Annotated in this window: 19 protein-coding genes; 5 read left to right on the top strand and 14 right to left on the bottom strand. The window is 65.2% G+C overall.

Annotation, left to right across the window (positions count from 1 at the left end):
• Positions 1 to 5 precede the first annotated feature (5 nt).
• Positions 6 to 1238, bottom strand: coding sequence for an efflux RND transporter periplasmic adaptor subunit (locus PQQ53_RS07205; RefSeq protein WP_408140498.1), 1233 nt, complete (start codon positions 1236 to 1238; stop codon positions 6 to 8).
• Between the two features lie 428 nt (positions 1239 to 1666).
• On the opposite strand from PQQ53_RS07205, the gene PQQ53_RS07200 reads away from it, so the two are divergent.
• Positions 1667 to 2308, top strand: coding sequence for a TetR family transcriptional regulator (locus PQQ53_RS07200; RefSeq protein WP_408140925.1), 642 nt, complete (start codon positions 1667 to 1669; stop codon positions 2306 to 2308).
• 208 nt (positions 2309 to 2516) lie between these two features.
• Here PQQ53_RS07200 and PQQ53_RS07195 read toward each other — a convergent pair whose 3' ends face one another.
• A complete protein-coding gene (locus PQQ53_RS07195; RefSeq protein WP_408323556.1) occupies positions 2517 to 3149 on the bottom strand; it encodes a cysteine hydrolase family protein in 633 nt (210 codons plus the stop codon).
• 184 nt (positions 3150 to 3333) lie between these two features.
• Here PQQ53_RS07195 and PQQ53_RS07190 point away from each other — a divergent pair, with 184 nt between their 5' ends.
• Entirely contained in the window at positions 3334 to 4329 is a 996-nt protein-coding gene (locus PQQ53_RS07190) for a helix-turn-helix domain-containing protein (RefSeq protein WP_408140494.1), read from the top strand.
• Positions 4330 to 4569: 240 nt separating this feature from the next.
• Here the strand turns inward: PQQ53_RS07190 and PQQ53_RS07185 are convergent, their stop codons facing one another.
• From PQQ53_RS07185 to PQQ53_RS07160, 6 genes are all read right to left on the bottom strand, one after another.
• Entirely contained in the window at positions 4570 to 5331 is a 762-nt protein-coding gene (locus PQQ53_RS07185) for an SRPBCC family protein (protein ID WP_408152383.1), read from the bottom strand.
• 34 nt (positions 5332 to 5365) lie between these two features.
• Entirely contained in the window at positions 5366 to 5758 is a 393-nt protein-coding gene (locus tag PQQ53_RS07180; RefSeq protein WP_408140490.1) for a DUF427 domain-containing protein, read from the bottom strand.
• A 150-nt stretch (positions 5759 to 5908) separates the two neighbouring features.
• Entirely contained in the window at positions 5909 to 6406 is a 498-nt protein-coding gene (locus PQQ53_RS07175; protein ID WP_408140488.1) for a carboxypeptidase regulatory-like domain-containing protein, read from the bottom strand.
• A 301-nt stretch (positions 6407 to 6707) separates the two neighbouring features.
• Positions 6708 to 8231: a DegQ family serine endoprotease gene (locus tag PQQ53_RS07170; RefSeq protein ID WP_408140486.1), complete on the bottom strand. Its 1524-nt coding sequence runs from the start codon at positions 8229 to 8231 to the stop codon at positions 6708 to 6710.
• 153 nt (positions 8232 to 8384) lie between these two features.
• Positions 8385 to 9686, bottom strand: a complete 1302-nt coding sequence (locus tag PQQ53_RS07165; protein WP_408140484.1) for an ATP-binding protein — start codon at positions 9684 to 9686, stop codon at positions 8385 to 8387.
• A gap of 4 nt (positions 9687 to 9690) precedes the next feature.
• Positions 9691 to 10353, bottom strand: coding sequence for a response regulator (locus tag PQQ53_RS07160; protein ID WP_408140483.1), 663 nt, complete (start codon positions 10351 to 10353; stop codon positions 9691 to 9693).
• A 221-nt stretch (positions 10354 to 10574) separates the two neighbouring features.
• On the opposite strand from PQQ53_RS07160, the gene dacB reads away from it, so the two are divergent.
• From dacB to PQQ53_RS07145, 3 genes are all read left to right on the top strand, one after another.
• Positions 10575 to 12230 (top strand): D-alanyl-D-alanine carboxypeptidase/D-alanyl-D-alanine endopeptidase, encoded by a 1656-nt coding sequence (gene dacB / locus PQQ53_RS07155; protein WP_408140481.1) that lies wholly within the window; start codon positions 10575 to 10577, stop codon positions 12228 to 12230.
• Between the two features lie 218 nt (positions 12231 to 12448).
• Positions 12449 to 13411, top strand: coding sequence for a sterol desaturase family protein (locus PQQ53_RS07150; RefSeq protein WP_408323555.1), 963 nt, complete (start codon positions 12449 to 12451; stop codon positions 13409 to 13411).
• A gap of 94 nt (positions 13412 to 13505) precedes the next feature.
• Positions 13506 to 14756: an SGNH/GDSL hydrolase family protein gene (locus PQQ53_RS07145; protein ID WP_408140477.1), complete on the top strand. Its 1251-nt coding sequence runs from the start codon at positions 13506 to 13508 to the stop codon at positions 14754 to 14756.
• A gap of 141 nt (positions 14757 to 14897) precedes the next feature.
• On the opposite strand, the gene PQQ53_RS07140 is transcribed toward PQQ53_RS07145, so the two are convergent.
• The 6 genes from PQQ53_RS07140 to pyk all read right to left on the bottom strand — a co-directional run bounded on the left by PQQ53_RS07140 (position 14898) and on the right by pyk (position 21581).
• Positions 14898 to 15950 carry an L-threonylcarbamoyladenylate synthase gene (locus PQQ53_RS07140; RefSeq protein ID WP_408140475.1) on the bottom strand — a complete coding sequence of 351 codons (1053 nt, stop codon included), beginning with the start codon at positions 15948 to 15950 and terminating at the stop codon, positions 14898 to 14900.
• Between the two features lie 10 nt (positions 15951 to 15960).
• Positions 15961 to 17157: a 5-(carboxyamino)imidazole ribonucleotide synthase gene (locus PQQ53_RS07135; protein ID WP_408140473.1), complete on the bottom strand. Its 1197-nt coding sequence runs from the start codon at positions 17155 to 17157 to the stop codon at positions 15961 to 15963.
• Between the two features lie 112 nt (positions 17158 to 17269).
• A complete protein-coding gene (gene purE / locus PQQ53_RS07130; protein ID WP_042321203.1) occupies positions 17270 to 17788 on the bottom strand; it encodes a 5-(carboxyamino)imidazole ribonucleotide mutase in 519 nt (172 codons plus the stop codon).
• 51 nt (positions 17789 to 17839) lie between these two features.
• Entirely contained in the window at positions 17840 to 18730 is an 891-nt protein-coding gene (locus PQQ53_RS07125; RefSeq protein WP_408140470.1) for a phosphoribosylaminoimidazolesuccinocarboxamide synthase, read from the bottom strand.
• 130 nt (positions 18731 to 18860) lie between these two features.
• Complete coding sequence (gene fba, locus PQQ53_RS07120; RefSeq protein WP_121315614.1) at positions 18861 to 19925, bottom strand: class II fructose-bisphosphate aldolase; 1065 nt, start codon at positions 19923 to 19925, stop codon at positions 18861 to 18863.
• Between the two features lie 219 nt (positions 19926 to 20144).
• Entirely contained in the window at positions 20145 to 21581 is a 1437-nt protein-coding gene (gene pyk / locus PQQ53_RS07115; protein WP_408140468.1) for a pyruvate kinase, read from the bottom strand.
• Positions 21582 to 21979 lie beyond the last annotated feature (398 nt).

Raw genomic sequence — 21979 nt, 5'->3', positions numbered from 1 at the left:
TGTTATTACGCGCCCGATGCAGCAGAGGCTGGTTGAGCCGTCTGGGCAGCACCGCTGGCGGCCGGCGCGCCTTGGGCGGCTGCGTCGGAAGCGGGGGTGGCGGGAAGTTGCGCGGCAACTGGCTTGACCTGCTGGCCCGGGCGCGCCTTGTCGGTGCCCTGGACGATCACGCGATCGCCCGGCTTCAGGCCGCCTGCGACCACCCAGTTCGTGCCGAAGGTGCCGGCGGTGACGAGCGAACGCAGCTCCACCTTGTTGTCGGCGCCGATGACGAGCGCGGTCGGCTGACCTTTCTGGTCATGCGTGATGCCGATCTGCGGCACGACGAGTGCGTTCTGGTTGACGCCTTCCTCGATCTTCGCGCGCACGAACATGCCAGGCAGCAGCACCTTGTCCGCGTTCTTGAAGATCGCGCGAACCGTGACCGAGCCGGTGCCCTGGTCGACCGTCACGTCGGTGAACTGCAACTTGCCCTTCTCCGAATAAACGCGGCCGTCTTCGAGAATCAGCGAGACCTGCGCCGCGCCCGGACCGCTCGTCTTCAGGCGCCCTTCCTGCACGTCGCGGCGCAGCTTCAGACCGTCGAGGCTCGATTGGGTCAGGTCCACGTAGACCGGATCGAGTTGCTGGACCGTGGCGAGCAGCGTCGCGGCGCTCGCCTGCACGAACGCGCCCGGCGTGACTTGCGACACGCCGATCTGGCCGGTCACCGGCGACGTCACGTCGGTATAGCCGAGGTTGATCTGCGCGGTGTCGACCGCGGCCTTGCCCGCGGCGACGTCGGCCGCGGCCTGGCCTTGCGCGGCGACCGCGTTGTCGTAGTCCTGCTTGCTGACCGCGTTGGCGGCGACCAGCACCTTGAAGCGGCTGGCCTGCGCGCTGGTCGACACGAGGTTGGCCTGCGCCTTGGCGAGCGTCGCCTTCGCGTTGTTCAACGTCGCGATGTACGGCGCCGGATCGATCTTGTACAGCCGCTGACCGGCCTTCACCTGGCTGCCTTCCGTGAACTCGCGGCGCAGCACGATGCCGTCGACCCGTGCGCGCACTTGCGCGACGAGGAAAGCGCTGGTGCGGCCAGGCAGTTCGGTGACAACCGGCACGGTCGTCGGCTCGACGGTGACGACGCCGACTTCGGGCGTCTGTGGCGGCGGGGCAGATTGTTTTGGTCCGCACGCTGCCAGCAATACGGCAGCCGTCGCGGCACTGATTAAGCGGAATGGAACCCGTTCGACGCGCATGGAGCGACCTCTGTCAAAGACTGAGAATGAAAAAGTGCGCGCATCCCTACCCCGGGGACCGCGGCGCACACATGCGTCTTGCGACGCTTGACCGGAAGCCCGTGGCTGCACCGCGCACCTGCCGGGGCATCGTGGTGCGAATGCGCCATACCGTGGAATGCCGCACGGCGCCGCCCTCTCGGGCAACGCGCAGAGCGTTTTGGAAGGCAACAGTGACGGATATTAACCGGTCGTCACGGCTTGGGCTATCCGGTCGTGGGGTGCTATTATATATACGTTCACGAATGCATGTAAAAGTGCATTTACATCTCTTGTGGGCGGGGGGCTCGCAAGAATGGTTCCGAAACTCCGAAATAGTAGACAGATTGTCATCGGGCCGACTTAAAAACGCCCGGGCAAACCCCACAATCAGGGCAGGTCATACCAATATGGTCAGAAGAACCAAAGAAGAGGCGTTAGAGACGCGCACCAGTATTCTCGACGCGGCCGAACGCGTGTTCTTCGAGAAAGGCGTATCGCGCACTTCGCTCGCCGATATCGCCCAGGCCGCCGGCGTCACGCGCGGCGCAATCTACTGGCACTTCGCCCACAAAAGCGACCTCTTCACCGAAATGTTCGACCGCGTGCTGCTGCCGCTGGACGAACTCAAAGCCGCGTCGCAAGACCCCAACGAACCCGATCCGCTCAAGCGCGTGATGGAAATCTGCGTGGTCTGCCTGCGCGACACCGCCAACGACCCCCGCCGCCGGCGCGTGTTCGACATCCTGTTTCTGAAGTGCGAGCTGGTCGAGGAAATGGGCCCGGTGATGGAACGCTATCAGACCAATATGCGCGAGGGGCTCGCCAAAATTGAAGGCGGTCTGCGCAACGCGGTCTCGAAGGGACAAATGCCCGCGGATCTCGATACGAAACTCGCGGCGGCGATGGTGCATGCGTTTGTCAGCGGCTCGCTGCGCGACATGCTGTTCCTGCCCGATGCGACGGATTTCGGCGCGCATGCGCAACAGATGGTCGAAGGCATGTTCGACGCGCTGCGGCTAAGCCCGGCGCTGCGCAAGCGGACGGCGTAACGGCCGCGCGGTGCGTATAGCGCGGCTTGAGGGGCGGCGTGGTTAGCGCCAGAAAAACGGGCGGGGTAAGCAACCTCGCCCGCTTTCGTTTGGGCGCGACAGCTGGTGGTGGGTGCGGCCGCTTTGGGTCGTGTGACTACGAGCTGCGACAGCAGCCCCAAACCGCCTCACCCAGCCGACGCATGCCTCGCCTCATCATGCTCCCGCTTCAGGCAACCGTCCGCCGCGCCCGCGCCGCCTGATTCGACGTATAGATATTGTCGCGCGCGAGCGGCGCCCCGCCTTGCACCGACGTGATCCACTCGTCCGTACTCGCCACCGCCGCGAAGCGCGATTGCAGCACCACGCTGAATACCCGGTGGATGTCCTCCGCGCTGGCAAAGCCCGCACTGTTCTCGTACGGCACCGAGCCGGTCGCATCGTGCAGGAATTCGACGGCGAGCCCCGCGTGAACCGCGTGATTGATGGTCGACGCGTCGCAGTTGTGCGTCATGTAGCCGGCCACGGTCAGCGTGTCGACGCGCCGCGCGGCGAGCCAGTCGGCCAGATCGGTGCCGGTGAACGCGCTCGGTAAAGACTTTTCCACGTAGTGATCGCGCGGGCGTGCGCTGACCACCGGATGCAGGTCCGCCGCCGCGCTGCCGCGCGCGAACAGCGGCGAGGTGGCCGGCGCGAAGTTCTGCACGACCACCACCGGCACGCCGGCGGCCCGCGCCGCGTCCATGGCACGGCCGATGTTGGCGAGCGAAGTCTGTACTTCCGGGAATTCGATCGGCAGATCGCCGGTCACGTATTCGTTCTGCACGTCGATGACGATCAGCGCACGGCGCGGCGTGGTCATGGCAAGGCTCCTGGCGGATGATGGAATGATCGGGGAAAGGCTCGCGCCGCGCGGCTTGGCGTGGTGCCGAGCGGCTCAGTAACGCGATGACTGCATTGTTCGCCCGTCGCCGCTTTCGCGACAGCGGCCCGAACGACAAGATTCGCTAGAATCGGGCCATCCGTTGAATGTCAGGAGGTGATCGATGGCGCATCCCGCTCCGCCGGGCGCCCTGCTGGACGGCGCACCCCGCCACATCGTGGCCGTGGTCGCGTTCGACCGCATCAGCCCGTTTCATTTGTCGGTGCCGTGCGTGGTATTCGGCGAGGATCGCCGCGGCGGCGGCCTGCCGGACTTCGACTTGCGCGTCTGCGCCGCCGAGACGGGCGCGCTGACGACCACGGCCGGCTTCTCGATCGCCGTCACGCACGGACTCGACGCGCTCGCCGAGGCGCACACGATCATCGTGCCGAGCTGGCGCGATCCCGACGAGACGCCGCCCGCCGCGTTGCTCGACGCGTTGCGCGCGGCTCACGCACGCGGCGCGCAACTGGTCGGGCTGTGTCTGGGCGCGTTCGTGCTGGCCGCCGCCGGCATCCTCGACGATCGTCCTGCCTCGACCCATTGGGCATGGGCCGACGATTTCGCGCGCCGCTATCCGCGCGTGCGGCTCGACCCCGACGTGCTGTACGTGGACGACGGCAATGTGATGACCTCGGCCGGCACCGCCGCCGGCCTCGACTGCTGCCTGCACGTGCTGCGCAAGATGTGCGGCGCGCAGGCGGCGAACTACGTGGCGCGCAGGCTGGTGGTGCCGCCGCACCGGCAAGGCGGCCAGGCGCAATTCGTCCAGCAGCCGATGCCGCCGAACCTGCGCGGCGACCGGCTGTCCGGCCTGCTTGATTGGGTGAGCGGCAATCTGCACCTGCCGCACACGCTCGACACGCTCGCCGGGCGCGCGTTGATGAGCCGCCGCACCTTCACGCGACGCTTTCGGCTCGCCACCGGCACGACGGTCGGCGCGTGGCTGCTGGCGCAGCGGCTCGCCCGCGCGCAGCAGTTGCTGGAAAGCACCGACGCGTCGGTGGAAGCGATCGCGGGGACTGCGGGCTTCGGCTCGGCGGCTTCGCTGCGGCAACATTTCGGGGATGCGTTTCGCACGTCGCCATCCGCGTGGCGACGGGAGTTTGGTGGCGGCTGAGCAAAGATGTTGCGCGCACGCGGCTGAGAGTCGGCGACACCGGGTGAAAGCGCGGAGACATGAACGGCGAGCGCGGGAACAACGATAGAGGCGAGACTAACGCGTTCAGGGAACGCGCCTGGGGATGTCAGCGATCAACAGTGTTCCGTAGTGGTCCACCGTGATTTCGTAGTCGCGCCGACGCGACAGCAGCGCGATTCGTCATCGCCGCGCAATGGCTGCGCGACGATCGTACCGTCGTCAAGCCTCGCTAAGCCACCGCGCCGCATACAGTAACAGCGCGACCAGAAAAATCATCACGGCCCATGCCCAATTCGGAACCACGTGCGAACCGTGCTCGCGCCGCGAGACGTCATGCGACAGACCCTGCGAAACGCCGTGCGACGCACTCGCCACCCGCCCTGTCATCGCGTTGCCGTGCTCCATGCGCGTACGCCGGGCGATGCCCGCCAGCGTGATCGGCCTTAAAAACACATGCTGCCGACGCACAGGCGAACCGCGCGCGCGGTTCGGGCCTTGTCCGTGCCTCGCCCGGACCACCGCGTCGAATTCGGTGAAAAAATCATCGGCGAGTTGATGCAGCGCGTTTTCGAGCTGGCGCGTCGGCAATTCGGCAAGCGGTCCGGACGAGGTTGCCCAGATCGTATAGTCGATACGCGTGCTGCGCTCCTTGCCGGCGCCGTGCGCGCTTTCGTCCGCGCACAAGCGCACTTCGATCTGCCCACGCAACGCGCCGATGCCCTCGGCGCGCGCCTTGAAATTGATTGTGCGGCGCTGCGCATCGGCCGGTCCGGAGTCCTGGCCGGCCACGTGGGCGCGCGCTTCGTAACGCGCGCGCAACGGGCCGAGCGGCACGGTCATGATCAACTCGCACTCGCCGTGCGCGAGGCGCGTGAACGACTCGCAGTTATCGAGGCTGGCGCGCAACATCGCGAGGTCTTGCAATGCGTCCCAGACATCGGATGGCGCAAGTGGAATCCGTAACGCGTTGTTCAGTTCCATGGCAGCCTCTTCCGATGAACGCGCGACAGCGGGATCAGGACGTCTGATCGATGCGGTCGACGCGCGATGCGTAAAACGCGAGATACCCTTTGATCCGCGCAACCGGCTCGAACGGCGCCTCGTAGCTCCACACGGCGTTTTCTACCACACCGTCTTCGGTGCGCAGATGAAAGTAAGAAGCGTCGCCCTTGTGCGGACAGTGCGAAGTATGCGTCGAGCGTTCGAGCCGGGCCATGTTGACGTGCTCACGCGGGAAGTAGAACACGTCCGGCAAACCGGTCTCGGTGAGCGTGAGCCCCGCCTGGGTGTCGGCCATGGTCACGCCGCCGTGGATCACGCGCACCCGGTGGCTGTTGCTACGGATCGTGATCGTGTGGCCGCCCGTGCTCGCGCCGGGGCTACCGTGTGGTGTCAAGGCATCGCTCATGTCTCGGCTCCGTGATGGTGTGCGGTCGTACAAACAGGAAAGCCACGGGCGCGCCCGTGGCTTCATTATCGGCCAAACCGCCGCCGATTGCGCGGGCTTCCTCGTGCAGCGGGCACCTCAGCCGCATTGCCGTCGTGAAGCCGCAGCCGCTTACTTCGTATTCCAGTAGAACGCCGACCTGGCGCTGCCCTTGGCCTGGACGGTCACCGCCTTGGACTGTTCCTGGTCCTTGTAGCTCGCGTGCACGGTATAGCGGCCGGGGCGCAGCCTGACCAGCATGTAAGGCCCGCGCGAGCTGGTGTTCAACACCTCGCTGTTATGGGCGTCGACTATTCGCACATGAACGTCAGCGAGAAATTCGGAGCCGGGACCGGTAAAGCGCAGCGACAGCGGCCACTGGCTCTGCGCGTGTTGCAGCGCTTTCGATTCGTCGAGGCCGACACCGCCCGACACGAATGAGACGTCGCCCTGCTGCTGGATTTGCGGCAGCCCGCCGCCATTGGTATTGCCCGCGCTGCTGTCGTCGGTGGTGGTGCCACCGGTGACCTCACTCGCCTGTTGTGCCTGCACGCCGCCCGCCAGCCCGAGCGTGAGCGCCGCGCAAAGCGCGGCGACTACGATCCCTCGCTGATTGCGTTGGGTTTTCATCGGTTCGCTCCTTGTTGAGGACTTGTCGTCCGGTATATCCGGTGTCCGCGATGGGTCCGGATCAAGGCAGACGCAACCTGCGTGCCAGTCGCCGGGGACGTCGTCCGCAAACCGCTGCCACGCGGCGTCGCAGGGGTGCGCCACGCTTTTCACGCACTTTTTGACAGGCGAAAAAAAAGCCGGTCCTTTGCAGTAAATGCAAGGACCGGCAAAAGGTACTGCCAAAGCCGGACAGAGCGGGCGATGCGTCGGTCAAACTGCCGCCTCGACGATCACCGGGCCGGCCGTTCAAAACAACCTGTTAGCCGAGATCGACCGGAACGAAGATCTGCGCGTTGTCGCGCTGGATCAACAACGCGATGCTGTTGCCGGCGCTGCTGATCATCTGCTTGAGCTGATCCACGCTACTGACCGGACGGCCGTTGACCGCCAGAATCACGTCACCCGCCTGGATGCCGGCGTTCTCCGCCGCGCCGCCCGACTGTTGCACCAGCAGACCGTGCGACACCGACGCGCCGCTCTTCTCTTCCGGCGTCAGCGGACGCACCGCGACGCCGAGACGGCCTTGCAACTGCGTCGGCTCATCGGCCTTGTTCGACGCAACCTTCGTATCCGACAACGAGCCGATGGTCACCTTCAGGTCCTTGGTAGCCTTGTCGCGCCAGATCTGCACGGTGGCCGAGCTGCCTGGCGCCAGACCCGCGACCTTCGACGGCAGATCCGACGAGTCGGCGACCGGATCGCCGTTCAGCGACAGAATCACGTCGCCCGGCTGCAGACCGGCCTTGGAAGCCGGGCCGCCCGGATCGACCGAGCTGACCAGCGCACCTTGCGGCTTCTGCATGCCGAACGAATCGGCCAGCGTCTGATTCAGACCTTGCACCGCGACGCCGAGACGGCCGCGGCTCACGTGACCGGTCTTGACGAGCTGGTCCTTGACCTTGATCGCTTCATTGATCGGAATCGCGAACGACAGGCCCTGGAAGCCGCCGGTCTGCGAATAGATCATCGAGTTGATGCCGATCACTTCGCCCTGCAGGTTGAACAGCGGGCCGCCCGAATTGCCCGGGTTCACTGGCACGTCGGTCTGGATGAACGGCGTGTAGTTTTCGTTCGGCAGCGAACGCGACTTCGCGCTGATGATGCCCGAGGTCACGGTGTTGTCGAAGCCATAAGGCGAGCCGATTGCGACCACCCACTGACCGACCTTGCTTTGACGCGGATCGCCGATCTTCACGGTCGGCAGGTTGCTCGCGTCGATCTTCAGCACGGCGACATCGGACTGCTTGTCGGCGCCGACCACCTTCGCCTTGAACTCGCGCTTGTCGGTGAGCTTCACAGTGACGACGTTCGCGCCGTCCACGACGTGCGCATTGGTCAGGATGTAGCCGTCATTGCTGAGGATGAACCCCGAGCCCAGGCTCGCGCTCGGCTGATCGGGCGCATCGCCGCCGCCGTCGCCGTCGCCGCCACCTTGCATGCCCGGCATGCCGCCGAAGAAGCGTTTGTAGAATTGATAGAACGGATCGCTCGGATCGATCGGCAACTGATTGCCGCTGGCGTTGCCGCCATTACCACGCAGCGCGGTGCGCTTGACCACGTGCTTCGCGCTGATGTTGACGACGGCCGGCCCGTAGGTTTCGACCAGACCCGAGAAATCGGGGATGCCGGTTTTGGCCGCGGCTTCGGCAGGCATCATCGCGGCTTGCGCCGGCGAGATCACCTGCGGTGCGGGCACATCGCGATGCCCCGCCACATAGCCGGCGGAAAGCGCAACGGCGACAGCTACTGCAACAGCGCTGCGAGACAAGGTTTTCGCGTTCATCGTGTACTCCTGACTGGAGAGAGCTTCTGGGATGTCGGGGAGCGTACGTGGGATCGCTTAAAAGAGTCTTAAGCAGCGTCAATCGGCAAAAACCCATTTTCGCGATACGTTTAACCCTCGATCAACCCGGATTGAGAAAAGAAAGGCTCATCGTCAGAAGTGCACCGTGACCTGCAAGCCGCCCGCAGGCGATTCGTCGAGTGAGACGCTCGCGTGGTGTTGTGTCGCGATGCGGCGCACGATCGCGAGGCCCAGCCCGGTTCCCGCCACATCGGCGCGCGCGCGATTCGCGCCGGCGCCGGCACGGTAGAAGCGATCGAACACGCGATCGCGGTCGGCCGGGTCGATCCCCGGTCCATTGTCTGCAATCCGCACGACCGGATGCCCGCCTTCGACGCGCAGACTGACATCGACGCGGCCACCCTGCGGCGTGTACTTGGTGGCATTGTCGACGAGGTTGTTGAACATCACGCGCAGCGCATCGGCATCGCCGATCACCGTGGCCGCTTCGCTCGCCTCGACACCGAGATCGACACCTCGATTCAGCGCGAGTGGCGCGTAGGCCGCCACGCACTCCTGCAACAGCCTGCGCAGATCGATCGCGTCCGTGATGGCCACACCGTCCGGTTCGGAGCGCGCGAGCGCGAGCAATTGCTCGGCGAGACGCGTGGCACGCGTGACGCCCGCCTGCAGATCCGCGAGTGCCTCATTGCGGGCGGCATCGTCTTTCGCGCGCGCCACCAGTTGCGCCTGAATCTGCACGGCGGCGAGCGGCGTGCGCAATTCGTGCGCGGCGTCGGCGACGAAGGCTTTCTGAATATCGAGCGCGGTCGCGAGCCGCTGAAGCAGTCCGTTCAACGCGCGCACGAGCGGCTGCACTTCGAGCGGCAAGCGCCGGTCCGGCAACGGATCGAGCGCCTCGGGATGACGCGCGTCGAGCGCGCTCGTCACGCGCCGCAACGGTCGCAGCCCGCGTCCGACGATCACCCACACGGCGAGACCCAGCAACGGCAGCAGCACGATCAACGGCCACAAGGTACGCAGCGCCACATTCGCGGCGAGCCGGTTGCGCACGGACAGCGGCTGCGCCAGTTGCACGACGTTATCGCCGACGATCGCGCCATACACGCGCCATTCGCCGCGCTCCGTGCGTTCAGTCGAAAAGCCGAGTTCGGCGCGCGGTGCAAGTGGCGCACGCGGCCGCGAGTAGTACATGAGCACGCCGTTGCGATTCCAGATCTGCAGCACGATGCCTTCGTCGCCGGTGTCGCGCGAACCGAGCACCTGCGAGAACGGCTCCGATGGCAGCGCCGCGGCGATCTGCTCCAACTGGTAATCGAACAGTTCGTTGGCTTCGGCGAGCGCCTGCCGGTAAATCAGCCAGCCCGCGATGCCGACGCCGAGCAACACCAGCGCCAGCAGCCAGACCAGCAGTTGTCGGCGAATCGAACGCATCGGCTCAGGCGTCCTTCGCGATCATGTAGCCGAGACCGCGCACGTTGCGGATCAGGTCCGCACCGAGCTTCTTGCGCAACGCGTGAATGTAGACCTCGACGGTATTGCTGCCGATCTCCTCGCCCCAGCCGTACATTTTTTCTTCGAGCTGGCTCTTCGACAGCACCGCCCCGGGCCGCGCAATCAGCGCTTCCAGCAAAGCGAATTCACGTGCAGACAATGCGACTAGCGCGCCGTCGAGCGTGACCTGGTGCGACGCGGGATCGAGCGTGAGGGTGCCGTGGCGGATCGTCGAATCGCTGCGCCCGGACTGGCGCCGGATCAGTGCGCGCATGCGGGCGCCGAGTTCGTCGAGATCGAAAGGTTTGACGAGGTAGTCGTCGGCGCCGGCGTCAAGGCCTTTGACGCGCTCGGCCACCGCGTCGCGCGCGGTGACGATCAGCACCGGCAGCGCGTGGCCGCGTGCGCGCAACGTGCGCAGCACGTCGAGACCGTCGCGTTTGGGCAGGCCGAGGTCGAGCAGCACCAGATCGTAAGGTTGCCCGCTCGCCGCACTCAGCGCGGCTTCGCCGTCTTCCACCCAGTCGACCGCGAAGCCTTCGCCGCGCAGCGCCTTGCGCACGCCTTCCGCGATCATCCGGTCGTCTTCGACTAGCAAAATGCGCATGGTTATACGTTCCGAAACGTTTGATGATGCCGCATTCTAGCGCCGCCCCCGCCCTGCGCGGTGCGTGATGCTTTTTTCTCACCGCAGCCTGGCGGCAGGTCACTACAATGGGCGCTTTGCGTCGCGTGGCCGCAATTCGCCCCGCACGCGCCGCGCAATGAATCAATGCTGCGTGGGTTGCCGCAAGCCCCACGCCCCAAAATTGAGTTCCTCACCCGTTCATGACGCACGCTTTCCTGTCTTCCATCGCACGCCGCGTGGCGTTGCGTCCGCGCCGTTCCGCGGCACCCGCCGCTGCCGCGCGCACGCCGCACCGGCTCGCGCCGCTCGCGTCGGCATGGCTCATCGTGTGCGCCGCGCTCAGTTCGGCCGCGGCGTTGCCACTCGCCGCGCAGGCGCGCGTCAAGGCTGCGCATCCAAGCGTCAGCGTCACGACGGTGCTGCCGCAACCGGTGATGGCCGCGTTGCAGCGCGCGCACGTGCCGCTGTCGTCGATCAGCGTGGTGGTGGAGAAGGTTGGCGACCGCACGCCGATCGTCGCGCTCAATGCCGGCAAGCCGATGATGCCCGCGTCGACGATGAAGCTCGTCACCACCTACTCCGGCCTGTCGATTCTCGGCCCGGACTATCGCTGGCGCACGAGTGCATACGCGGACGGCACCCTGGACGGCAACGGCGTGCTGCACGGCAGTCTGTACATTCAAGGCACCGGCGATCCGAAGCTTGTGCCGGAAGAATTGATCGATCTCGTGCAGAAGATTCACAAGGCGGGCATCACCGGCATCGACGGCGCGCTGGTGCTCGACAAGCGCTACTTCGATCCGTCGACACGCGACCTCCCGCCGTTCGACGACGACGCCACCGCGCCGTACAACGTGGGCCCCGATCCGCTGCTGTACGCGTTCAAATCGCTGTCGTTCACCGTGACGCCGTCGCCCGACGGCCGCGTCGCGATCGACGTGCTGCCGGCGCTCGCGCAGTTGCAAATAGACAATCAGATGCGCGCGGTCAACGGCCCCTGCCGCGGCGATGCGGCCTCCGTGTCGCCCACCGTCACGCAGCAGCCGAACGGCACCCTCGTGGCCTCGTTCACCGGCGACTATTCGATACGCTGCGACCCGCGCACGATCAACGTCGCGGTGCTCGATCACTCGACCTTTTTCGCGGGCGGCTTTCTCGCGCTGTGGCAGCAGACCGGCGGCACGTTCAGCGGCACGACGCGTGAAGGCGCGGTGCCCGTCGGCGCGAAACTGGTCGCCACGCACCAGGGGCCGGTGCTCTCCGACATCGTTCGCGACATCAACAAGTTCAGCAACAACACGATGGCGCGCAATCTGTTCCTGACGATCGGCGCGGCCGAAGAGAGGGCGCCCGCGACGCCCGCCAAAGCGGCGCGCGCCGTGGAGGCGTTCCTGCGCCGCGACAGCCTCAACACGGAATACCTGACGCTCGACAACGGCTCAGGCCTCTCACGCGACGAGCACATCACCGCGCTCGCACTCGCCGACGTGTTGCAGCGGGCCAATGCGAGCCCGGTCGCGCAGGTGTTCGTCGAGTCACTGCCAATCGCGGGCGTCGACGGCACGATGCGCAATCGCCTGGCCAATCAGGGCGCGGGCGGCAACGCGCACATCAAGACCGGCACCTTGCGCGACGTGCGCGCGATCGCGGGCTATGTCGCGTCGGCGGACGGCAACAGTTACGTGGTCGTCAGCCTGATCAACGATCCGCATTCGGAAGCGGCGCGCGCCGCGCACGACGCGTTGCTCGAATGGGTCTACGAAGGACCGTCGCAAGGCTTCAGGAAGATCGCCGACCCCGTCGACGAACCGCGCGGCAAGCCCAGGAAAAACCCGCGCAAGCGCGCGAGCCACTGAGGATTTCTTCTAGCGAAGCCGTGCGCGCGAAGGTCCTAAGCGTGTACGCTGTCGGGCAGCGATCGACACGCACGCAGCGCCATGCGTGTCGCGCAAAGCGCGCGCCCGGCACGGTTCTCCGAAGGGACTTCTTCCGAAAGCTGCGCGGCTCGCTCGAACAATAACGACACGACCCGCTGCGCACAGCGCTGCGGTCAGGGACCACGGAGGAAGACACCATGCAATTCGATGCTGAATTGCTGCTGCTCGCCATGGCGCCAGTCTTTCTCGCGTGTATCGGCTGGGAGGCGTGGCACCTGCGGCGCACTCGCCCGGGCGAGCAGATCTATAGCTGGAGCGACACGTTCTGCAATGCCGCGCTCGCGCTGATGCAACAAGCCGCCGACAAGCTCGCGTGGCTCGCGATCATTCCCGTCTACGCGTTTTTCTACGAGCACTACCGCGTCCACACGTGGCAGGCGAGCTGGGTCTCGTTCGTCGTGCTGTTCGTCGCCCAGGATCTGCTCTATTACGTGTTTCACCGCTGCAGCCATCGCGTGCGCTGGCTGTGGGCCGCGCACGTCGTGCATCACTCGTCGGAGCGCATGAATTTCTCGACCGCGTTCCGTCAGAGCCTGATGTACCCGGTCGCCGGCATGTGGCTGTTCTGGATTCCGCTCGCCGTGCTCGGCTTTGCGCCGAAGCAGATCGTTGCCATCGTGCTGATCAATCTCGGCTTCCAGTTCTTCGTGCATACACAGGCCATCGGCAGGCTCGGCTGGCTCGAATACCTGTTCAATACGCCGTCGATCCATCGGGTGCATCACGCGCGCAATGACCGCTATATCGATCGCAATTACGCGGGCGTGCTGGTGGTCTGGGACCGCCTGTTGGGCAGCTATGTCGACGAGCACCCGCACGACGCGCCGGTATACGGCATCGTCGAACCGCTGCACACGTACAACCCGCTGAAGGCGACGTTTCACGAATGGGCGTCGATGGCCGTCGACTTCGCAAGCGTGCGCGGCGGGCGCAACAAGTTGCGCGCGTTGTTTGCCCCGCCTGCGTGGGCCACGGATTATCATGCGCGCCGCGTGGCCGGTCCGGCTGCGCCCGGTGCGGCTTCGAGCGAAGACACGAACAAGCAGTCACACGCGAGTGCAAACCATACGGCCGCGCTTCAAACGCAGCGCAGGCCGTAGAAGATTCTGTAAGCTGTCGCCACGCCGCCGACGCGGCGGGCGCTGCCTGCAACACATGGCGCAAGGGCCACATAAACGAGGAGATGTAGTCAACATGAATCAATCAGCATCGAAGAAACATCAATTCATTCGCGTCACGCAGATCGCGCTGGCCAGCGCCGCGTTCGCCCTGCTCGCGGCCTGCGGCGGTGGCGGCGATGACAACAACTCGAACAGCAGCACGCCGGCAGGCGGCGTCAAATTGCAGGTGGTGTCGTTCGGCGACAGCCTGTCGGACGTCGGCACATATTCGCCGGTCATTCAGTCGAGCTTCGGCGGCGGCCGCTTCACGACCAACCCGGGCGAGGTGTGGACGCAGAAGGTTGCCGAGTACTACGGCGACACGCTGACGCCGGCATACCTCGGCGGCTTCGGCAAACCGCTCGCCGCGGCAGGCGGCTACGGTTATGCACAGGGCGGCTCGGACGTCGTCAACGCTCAAGGCCAGGGTTGGGCGCCGAACAACATGGCGGCGACGACCGTGCCGGTTGTGACGCAGGTGGACCAATACCTTAGCGCACATACGAGCTTCAATTCGAACCAGCTCGTGCTGGTGAACGGCGGCGCGAACGACATCTTCCAGTTCGCGGGGACCACCGCCAATCTGACAGCGCTAGCCACCGCGCTGAAGACTCAATTCCCTGTGGCCGTGCAAAACGGCTTACTGCCGAACTCGCAGGCAGGCCAGGTTGCGTTCATCGTCGGCTATCTGCAGCAACTGGCCAACCCGCAGATCGCGCAAGCCGCTGCCGCGCTCGCCACGAAAGTCCAGACCATCGTCAACGCGGGTGCGACTCACGTGGTGGTGTCGACGGTGCCGGACATCGGCAATGCGCCGCTCGGCGTCGCAGCCGAAGCGCAAACGGCGGGCTCGGGTGCGCTGCTGTCGGCGATTACCGCGGCCTATAACTACATGCTGGGCCAGAAGCTGAAGGACCTCGGCGTCGCGGGTACGGGCAAGGTGATCGTGGTCGATGCGTTCACGTGGCTGGATCAGCAGGTGCCGAACTACCAGGCGCTGGGCTTCACGGTGTCCAATACCGGCACGGCATGTAACCTGGCGTCGATGGAGAGCAACGCAACCGCCTACGCAAAGGCCAATCCGAGCGCGACGAACGGGCTGACCCCGGAGCAGTACGGCGCCCAGTTCGGCTCATCGCTGTTCTGCTCGCCGCAGACCTATACGGTGGCTGGCGCGGACCAGACCTATATGTTCGCGGATACGGTCCACCCGAGCACGCACTTGCACGCGTTGTTCGCGCAATACGTGCAGCAGCAGATCGCTGCTAGCGGGCTCGGAAAATAAGGTGGAATTGGCCGCCTCGCGGCGGCAGTAGTGGTTCGGCAAAACAGAACGCCCGGCTTGGTGTGTCAAGCCGGGCGTTATTGTTTTTGGCGATACGTGAGCGGCAGCATTGCGCGTGTGCGCACGGATAAAAACCTGCCGCTAGCCTTGCGCTTCGAACGCTGCTGCGGCTCTACCCAAGCGGTCGTTCACCGCGATCCATTCGATCGTATCGGGCAGCTTCTCGATCAGAATCCGCGTGACATTCGCGCGATCCAGCGCGCGAAGCAAACCGTACAACTCACGCGCGTACACGTGCGGATCTTCAGGCGCGGCGATGAAATGCACGCCCTCGGCATCGGCCCAATGGCCGGCTCGCGAAGCGCGCGCGACCAACGCCACACGCTCACCCGCTTCACGCGCGGCAAGCAAGGGCTCCAGCGCACCGAACGGCAACAGGGCCAGCGGCGTGCGCGGCGCGTAATGCGCCTTCAACGTGCCGGAAGCGCGCGGCGCGGTCGCATCCGAGCCGTCCGGCAAGCGCGGCGCCTCGCCGAGCACGTCGGCGATATCTTGCGGCGTGACGCGGCCCGGCCTCAAGAGCGCCGGAAAACCACGCGACAGATCCACGATGGTCGATTCGATGCCGACATCCGACGCGCCGCCGTCCAACACATGAATCGCGCTGCCGAACTCGTCGCGCACGTGTTGCGCGGTGGTCGGGCTCACATGCCCAAAGCGATTCGCCGACGGCGCGGCCACGCCGCCATGTCCGCCGCGCAATGCGCTGAACGCCTCCAGCAAAGCCTGCGCGACAGGATGCGACGGGCAGCGCAGCCCGACCGAATCCTGACCGCCGCTCACCGCCGCCGGAATCCGCGCGGCACGCTTCAGTATCAGCGTTAGCGGGCCTGGCCAGAAGGCGTCAATCAGACGCTGCGCGTGCTCGGGCAACTGTTCGACCCAGTAGTTCGGATCGCCTTGCGGCGCCAGATGCACGATGACCGGATGATTCGCCGGCCTGCCCTTCGCCGCGTAAATGCGCGCGACCGCGTCCGGACTTTCGGCGTCGCCGCCAAGCCCGTACACGGTTTCCGTCGGGAACGCGACCAGGCCGCCCGCGTCGAGCAGCGCCGCCGCGTGCTCGATCTGCGCGGCGCTCACCGGCGACGCGCTCGCAGCGTTTTCAGCGGGGGGGTTCTGTTGATCCGGCATGGCGCGCGCGTCAGCTCGTGACGATGTGCAGAAGCCGCGCGCAATCGCGTGCAGCCGTGCGGGCTTCTTCGAGCGTTGCCGCCGTGAAGTTCACGTGACCCATCTTGCGGCCGCACCGCGCCTCTTCCTTGCCATAGAGGTGCAGACGCGCCGCCGGCATCGCCGCGACTTCGTGCCACGGCGGCGTGACCACCGCGCGCTTCGGACCGTCCGGGAACCACACGTCGCCGAGAATGTTCAACATCACCGCAGGCGAATGCTGGCGCGTGTCGCCGAGCGGCATGCCGGTCATTGCGCGCACCTGCTGTTCGAACTGGCTGGTCGCGCAGGCGTCGACGGTGTAATGGCCGGAGTTGTGCGGACGCGGCGCCATTTCGTTGGCCACCAGCGAACCGTCTTCGAGAATGAAGAACTCGACGCACAGCACACCGACGTAGCCGAGCTTGTCGGCGATCTGCAGCGCGGCCTGTTGCGCCTGCTCGACCAGCGTCGGGCTTGCGTCCGGCGCCGGCACGATGGTGTGCGACAGCACGCCGTCGCGGTGCGTGTTTTGCGCAAGCGGGTACACCACCGACGTGCCGCTCGACCCACGTGCGATCAACGCCGACACTTCGAACTTCAGCGGCAGGCGCTTTTCCAGCACGCAAGGCACGCCGCCGAGCGACGCATGCGCCTCGCGCACTTCCTCCGCGTTGCGCACGCGAATCTGGCCTTTGCCGTCGTAGCCCATGCGGGCGGTCTTGAGAATGCCGGGCAGCACGGCTTCGAGTTGGGCATCGTCGAGCCCGCTCAACGCGTCCGACGACTCGATCACCACGTGAGGCGCCACCGTCACGCCCGACGACGCGATAAAGCGCTTCTCGGCGATGCGGTCCTGAGCGACGGCAACGCAACGGCCCGCCGGACTCACGAAGGTGGTCTTCGCGAGAAAGTCGAGGCTCGCGGCCGGCACGTTCTCGAATTCGGTCGACACCGCTGCGCACAGCCGCGCAAGTTCGGTCAGCGACGCTTCGTCGTCATAGGCCGCGCGCAGATGGCGGTCGGCGACGGCGCCCGCCGGGCTGCCTTCGTCCGGGTCGAGCACGGCGACGCGGTAGCCCATCGCCTGGGCGGCAAAGCAGAACATGCGGCCGAGCTGGCCGCCACCGACCATGCCAAGCCATGCGCCGGGCAGAATCGGTGAAACCGGTGTGTTGTCTGGGTTCATCTTAGTGGTCGGTCGCGGCCGGATGCGCAGTTGTGTACACGGTCGTGCAACTGCAAACACCCGGCCGGGGGTCGGACGGGGGGACGTCTTAAAGCAATCAGCCGGTGCGCGATTACAGCGCCGGCAATACCATTGCGTGGGCCGCTTCGTTCTGCCGGACGCGGAACGCAGCCAGCTTTTCCGCATACTCGGTGCTAGTGCCGCTCAACAGCGACACCGCGAACAGCGCTGCATTGGCCGCGCCCGCTTCGCCGATTGCAAATGTCGCGACCGGCACGCCCTTGGGCATCTGCACGATCGAATGCAACGAATCGACGCCCTTCAGGTACTTGCTCGCAACCGGCACGCCGAGCACCGGCACCGTGGTCTTGGCGGCCAGCATGCCCGGCAGATGCGCCGCGCCGCCCGCACCGGCGATGATCGCGCGAATGCCGCGCTCACGCGCACTTTCAGCATAGGCGAACATTTCGTCCGGCATGCGATGCGCGGACACGACTTTGGCTTCGTACGGCACGCCGAATTCCTGCAAAATCGCCACGGCGTTCTTCATGACTTCCCAGTCGGAACTGGAGCCCATCAGCACGCCGACGACCGGCGCGCCATGCGTATGGGCGGTTTGAGCTTCACTCATCTTTACGGCTTCCTTGTTTCCCGAACGGCGCTTCTGGTGACCCACGCGTGGTCAGGCGAGCTTGTGGCCGGTCAGGCGTTCGAGCGCTTCCTGGTATTTCTCGCCCGTCTTCGTGACCACGTCGTCCGGCAGCTTCGGCGCCGGCGGTTCTTTCTTCCAGTCCTGGGTTTCGAGCCAGTCGCGCACGAACTGCTTGTCGAACGACGGCGGGTTGGTGCCGACCTGATATTGATCGGCCGGCCAGAAGCGCGACGAATCCGCGGTCAGCGCCTCGTCCATCAGGTACAGCTTGCCGTGGTTGTCGAGACCGAATTCGAACTTCGTGTCCGCAATGATGATGCCGCGCGTCGCGGCATAGTCAGCGGCTTCCTTGTACAGCTTGATCGAGATGTCGCGGATCGTGGCCGACAGCTCGGTACCGATGCGACGTTCCATCTCGTCGTACGTGATGTTTTCGTCGTGGTGGCCCATTTCGGCCTTGGCGGCCGGCGTGAAGATCGGCTCGGGCAGCTTCTGCGCGTTCTGCAGACCCGGCGGCAGTTCGACGCCGCACACCGAACCGGTTGCCTGGTAGTCTTTCCAGCCGCTGCCGGCCAGATAGCCGCGCACCACCGCTTCGACGAGGATCGGTTCGAGGCGCTTGACGACCACCGCACGGCCCTTGACCTGCTCGACTTCGTCCGCCGCGACCACGGATTCGGGCGCCACGCCCGTCAGGTGGTTCGGCACCACATGCTTCAGCTTTTCGAACCAGAAGTTCGCCATTTCGTTGAGCACGCGACCCTTATTCGGAATCGGCTCGCCCATGATGACGTCGAACGCCGACAGACGGTCGGTCGTGACGATCAGCAACTGGTCGTTGCCCACCGCATAGTTGTCGCGGACTTTACCGCGGCCGAGCAGCGGCAGCGAGCGGAGCGTGGATTCGTAGAGGGTAGACATCGTCGTGGTTCGCTAAAAGTGAGGCAAAAAGTGTGTGCGGAACAAAAGGGAAACGCCGTTCCCCCGATGATGCGGGAACGGCGATCGAACGACAACCTGGCCAAACGGCCAGGTGCAGAGCAGTTATAGCTTATCGGACGACTTGCGCAAGCTCGCCCGACTTGTACTTCTCCGCGATTTTATCAAGCGAAAGCGGCTTGATCTTGCCGGCCTGGCCTTCGCAGCCGAATTGCATGTAACGGTCGACACATATTTTCATCGCCGCTTCGCGCGCCGGCTTCAGGTAATCGCGCGGATCGAACTTGCCCGGGTTGGTCGCCATGTAGCGGCGAATCGCGCCGGTGATCGCCAGACGCAGGTCGGTGTCGATGTTGACCTTGCGCACGCCGTTACGGATGCCTTCCTGGATTTCCTCGACCGGCACGCCGTAGGTTTCCTTCATGTCGCCGCCGAATTCGCGGATTTCCGCGAGCAATTCCTGCGGCACCGACGACGAACCGTGCATCACGAGGTGCGTGTTCGGAATGCGCTGGTGGATTTCCTTGATGCGCTGGATCGACAGGATGTCGCCCGTGGGCTTCTTGCTGAACTTGTACGCGCCGTGCGACGTACCGATCGCGATCGCCAGTGCGTCGCATTGCGTCAGCTTGACGAAGTCGGCAGCCTGCTCCGGATCGGTCAGCAGTTGCTCGCGGGTCATCGTGCCTTCCGCGCCGTGGCCGTCTTCCTTGTCGCCCTTCATGGTTTCCAGCGAGCCGAGCACGCCCAGTTCCGCTTCCACCGTGATGCCGATCGAGTGAGCCGCTTCCACGACCTTGCGCGACACCTCGACGTTGTACTCGTACGACGCGACGGTCTTGCCGTCGGCTTCCAGCGAACCGTCCATCATTACGCTGGTGAAACCGCTGCGGATCGCCGCCATACAGACCGCCGGCGACTGCCCGTGGTCCTGGTGCATCACGACCGGAATATGCGGATACGACTCCACTGCCGCTTCGATCAGGTGGCGCAGAAACGGCTCGCCCGCGTACTTACGCGCGCCGGCGGAAGCCTGCATGATGACCGGGGCGTTGACCTTGTCGGCCGCCGCCATGATCGCCTGAACCTGCTCCAGATTGTTCACGTTGAATGCCGGAAGGCCATAACCGTTTTCGGCGGCATGGTCCAGCAGTTGACGCATTGATACGAGAGGCATGCTTAACTCCTTAGATTGAAACGAATTCTTGTGCCGTCGGCATCTTTTTGGGCGATTTTATCGCGAAGCAAGCCGCGTACCCTGTCGCACGGGTCTTAACGCGCCGAGCGGTCCTTGTCCGCTCAAGATGCGATTGAAGACGGTGCGCCGCCTCTCGCGGGGCATGCGGGCCTGCTTCGCTCAATCAAGCCTGTGCCGATCGAGCAATCTGCTGCCTGATCAGTACGGTTCTCCGACCCGCACGATTTTCAACGTATTGGTACCGCCGGCCTGCCCCATCGGTTCGCCGACGGTCAGCACCACCATGTCGCCGCGCGACGCGTAACCCTTGCTCACCACGGTCTCCAACGCCTGTTGCAACGCCGTGTCGCGGTCGGTGTTGGTGTCCAGATGCAGCGACGTCACGTTGCGGTACAGCGCCATCGCCCGTTCGCTGCCGACTCGCGGCGTGAGCGCGAAGATCGGCACGTGGGTCCAGTGGCGCGACATCCACAGCGCGGTCGAGCCGGATTCGGTCAACGCCACGATCGCCTTCGCGCCCAGGTGGTAGGCCGTGAAGAGCGCGCCCATCGCGATCGACTGATCGATGCGGGTGAACGTGCGGTCGAGGAAATCGCGGTCAAGCTCCGACTGCTCCGACTTCTCGGCTTCCACGCAGATCGCGGCCATCGTCTCGATGGTTTGCACCGGATACTTGCCCGCCGCCGATTCCGCCGACAGCATCACCGCGTCCGTGCCGTCGAGCACCGCGTTCGCGACGTCCGACACTTCGGCGCGGGTCGGCACCGGTGCGTAGATCATCGACTCCATCATCTGGGTCGCGGTGATCACGAACTTGTTCGATTCGCGCGCCATACGGATCATCCGCTTTTGCAGCGCGGGGACTGCGGCATTCCCCACTTCCACGGCCAGATCGCCGCGCGCGACCATGATGCCGTCCGACGCGTCGAGGATGCCCTGCAGCGCCGGAATCGCTTCCGCGCGCTCGATCTTGGCGATCATCTTCGGCTTGATGCCGAACGGCGCGCCAGCGATATTCGCCAGCTGGCGGGCCATTTCCATGTCGGTCGCGTTCTTCGGAAACGACACCGCGACGTAATCGACGCTGAGCGACATCGCCGTGCGGATGTCCTCCATGTCTTTCGCAGTGAGCGCGGGCGCGGACAGGCCGCCGCCCTGGCGGTTGATGCCCTTGTTGTTCGAGAGCTCGCCGCCGATCTTCACGATCGTGTGGATTTCATTGCCGATCACGCGCGCGACGTTCAGCACGATCAGGCCGTCGTTGAGCAACAGCACGTCACCCGACTTCAGGTCGCGCGGCAGATCCTTGTAGTCGAGACCGGCGCGTTGCTCGTTGCCGAGTTCACAGTCGGCGTCGAGGATGAACGGCTCGCCGGCGACCAGCGTGATCTTGCCGTTTTCGAATTTGCCGACGCGGATCTTCGGGCCTTGCAGGTCCGCCATGATGGCGACTTCACGGCCGGCCTGACGGGCCGCCTCGCGCACGAATTCGGCGCGCTGGCGGTGGTCGTCGGCCGTGCCGTGCGAGAAATTGAGCCGCACCACGTCCAACCCTGCCTGAATCATTTGCAGCAGGATTTCCGGCGTGTTGGAAGCCGGTCCGATGGTAGCGACAATCTTGGTGGCGCGATGCATGAGTCTCCTCGTCTGGATAGGATCGCTGGATGGAACGCTGCGAGTCGGATGCGGAGGCTGCGCACCGAAAGATGCTGACAGGGGTTGCGCGCCGGTTGAAACCAGCGTCGCTTTATAGGTTGCAGCGGTGTTCGATACCGGCACGGAGGGTGCCGGTGGAGGGACGGTCTCTTCAGCGGGGAGTTCCGCGGGCGGCGGCACGGATTGTCCACTGGACAGTTCCGCTGCGTCGCCGGCGGTGGTCAACGCCGCGAGCGCGAGAGACGAGCCGGATTCTTCTGTTGCGGCGGATGCCGCCGGAGTGGCGGCGGAGCGCGCCGCGCGCTCCCCTGCCGTCGCTGCCGCGGTATCGCGCGGCTGGCTGGCACGCTGGCCGCTACGCGCTTTCGCTGACTTTG

Origin of the sequence: Paraburkholderia strydomiana, from assembly GCF_046030495.1 — a bacterium.
Classification (GTDB): domain Bacteria; phylum Pseudomonadota; class Gammaproteobacteria; order Burkholderiales; family Burkholderiaceae; genus Paraburkholderia; species Paraburkholderia strydomiana_A.
Note: the sequence above shows the minus strand (reverse complement) of the source record. Positions and strands in the feature narration are given on the sequence as shown.

Bases quoted from the DNA above. Each gene is read 5' to 3' on its own strand.
- PQQ53_RS07205 (WP_408140498.1), bottom strand. From the start codon at position 1,238: ATGCGCGTCGAACGGGTTCCATTCCGCTTAATCAGTGCCGCGACGGCT.
- PQQ53_RS07200 (WP_408140925.1), top strand. From the start codon at position 1,667: ATGGTCAGAAGAACCAAAGAAGAGGCGTTAGAGACGCGCACCAGTATT.
- PQQ53_RS07195 (WP_408323556.1), bottom strand. From the start codon at position 3,149: ATGACCACGCCGCGCCGTGCGCTGATCGTCATCGACGTGCAGAACGAA.
- PQQ53_RS07190 (WP_408140494.1), top strand. From the start codon at position 3,334: ATGGCGCATCCCGCTCCGCCGGGCGCCCTGCTGGACGGCGCACCCCGC.
- PQQ53_RS07185 (WP_408152383.1), bottom strand. From the start codon at position 5,331: ATGGAACTGAACAACGCGTTACGGATTCCACTTGCGCCATCCGATGTC.
- PQQ53_RS07180 (WP_408140490.1), bottom strand. From the start codon at position 5,758: ATGAGCGATGCCTTGACACCACACGGTAGCCCCGGCGCGAGCACGGGC.
- PQQ53_RS07175 (WP_408140488.1), bottom strand. From the start codon at position 6,406: ATGAAAACCCAACGCAATCAGCGAGGGATCGTAGTCGCCGCGCTTTGC.
- PQQ53_RS07170 (WP_408140486.1), bottom strand. From the start codon at position 8,231: ATGAACGCGAAAACCTTGTCTCGCAGCGCTGTTGCAGTAGCTGTCGCC.
- PQQ53_RS07165 (WP_408140484.1), bottom strand. From the start codon at position 9,686: ATGCGTTCGATTCGCCGACAACTGCTGGTCTGGCTGCTGGCGCTGGTG.
- PQQ53_RS07160 (WP_408140483.1), bottom strand. From the start codon at position 10,353: ATGCGCATTTTGCTAGTCGAAGACGACCGGATGATCGCGGAAGGCGTG.
- dacB (WP_408140481.1), top strand. From the start codon at position 10,575: ATGACGCACGCTTTCCTGTCTTCCATCGCACGCCGCGTGGCGTTGCGT.
- PQQ53_RS07150 (WP_408323555.1), top strand. From the start codon at position 12,449: ATGCAATTCGATGCTGAATTGCTGCTGCTCGCCATGGCGCCAGTCTTT.
- PQQ53_RS07145 (WP_408140477.1), top strand. From the start codon at position 13,506: ATGAATCAATCAGCATCGAAGAAACATCAATTCATTCGCGTCACGCAG.
- PQQ53_RS07140 (WP_408140475.1), bottom strand. From the start codon at position 15,950: ATGCCGGATCAACAGAACCCCCCCGCTGAAAACGCTGCGAGCGCGTCG.
- PQQ53_RS07135 (WP_408140473.1), bottom strand. From the start codon at position 17,157: ATGAACCCAGACAACACACCGGTTTCACCGATTCTGCCCGGCGCATGG.
- purE (WP_042321203.1), bottom strand. From the start codon at position 17,788: ATGAGTGAAGCTCAAACCGCCCATACGCATGGCGCGCCGGTCGTCGGC.
- PQQ53_RS07125 (WP_408140470.1), bottom strand. From the start codon at position 18,730: ATGTCTACCCTCTACGAATCCACGCTCCGCTCGCTGCCGCTGCTCGGC.
- fba (WP_121315614.1), bottom strand. From the start codon at position 19,925: ATGCCTCTCGTATCAATGCGTCAACTGCTGGACCATGCCGCCGAAAAC.
- pyk (WP_408140468.1), bottom strand. From the start codon at position 21,581: ATGCATCGCGCCACCAAGATTGTCGCTACCATCGGACCGGCTTCCAAC.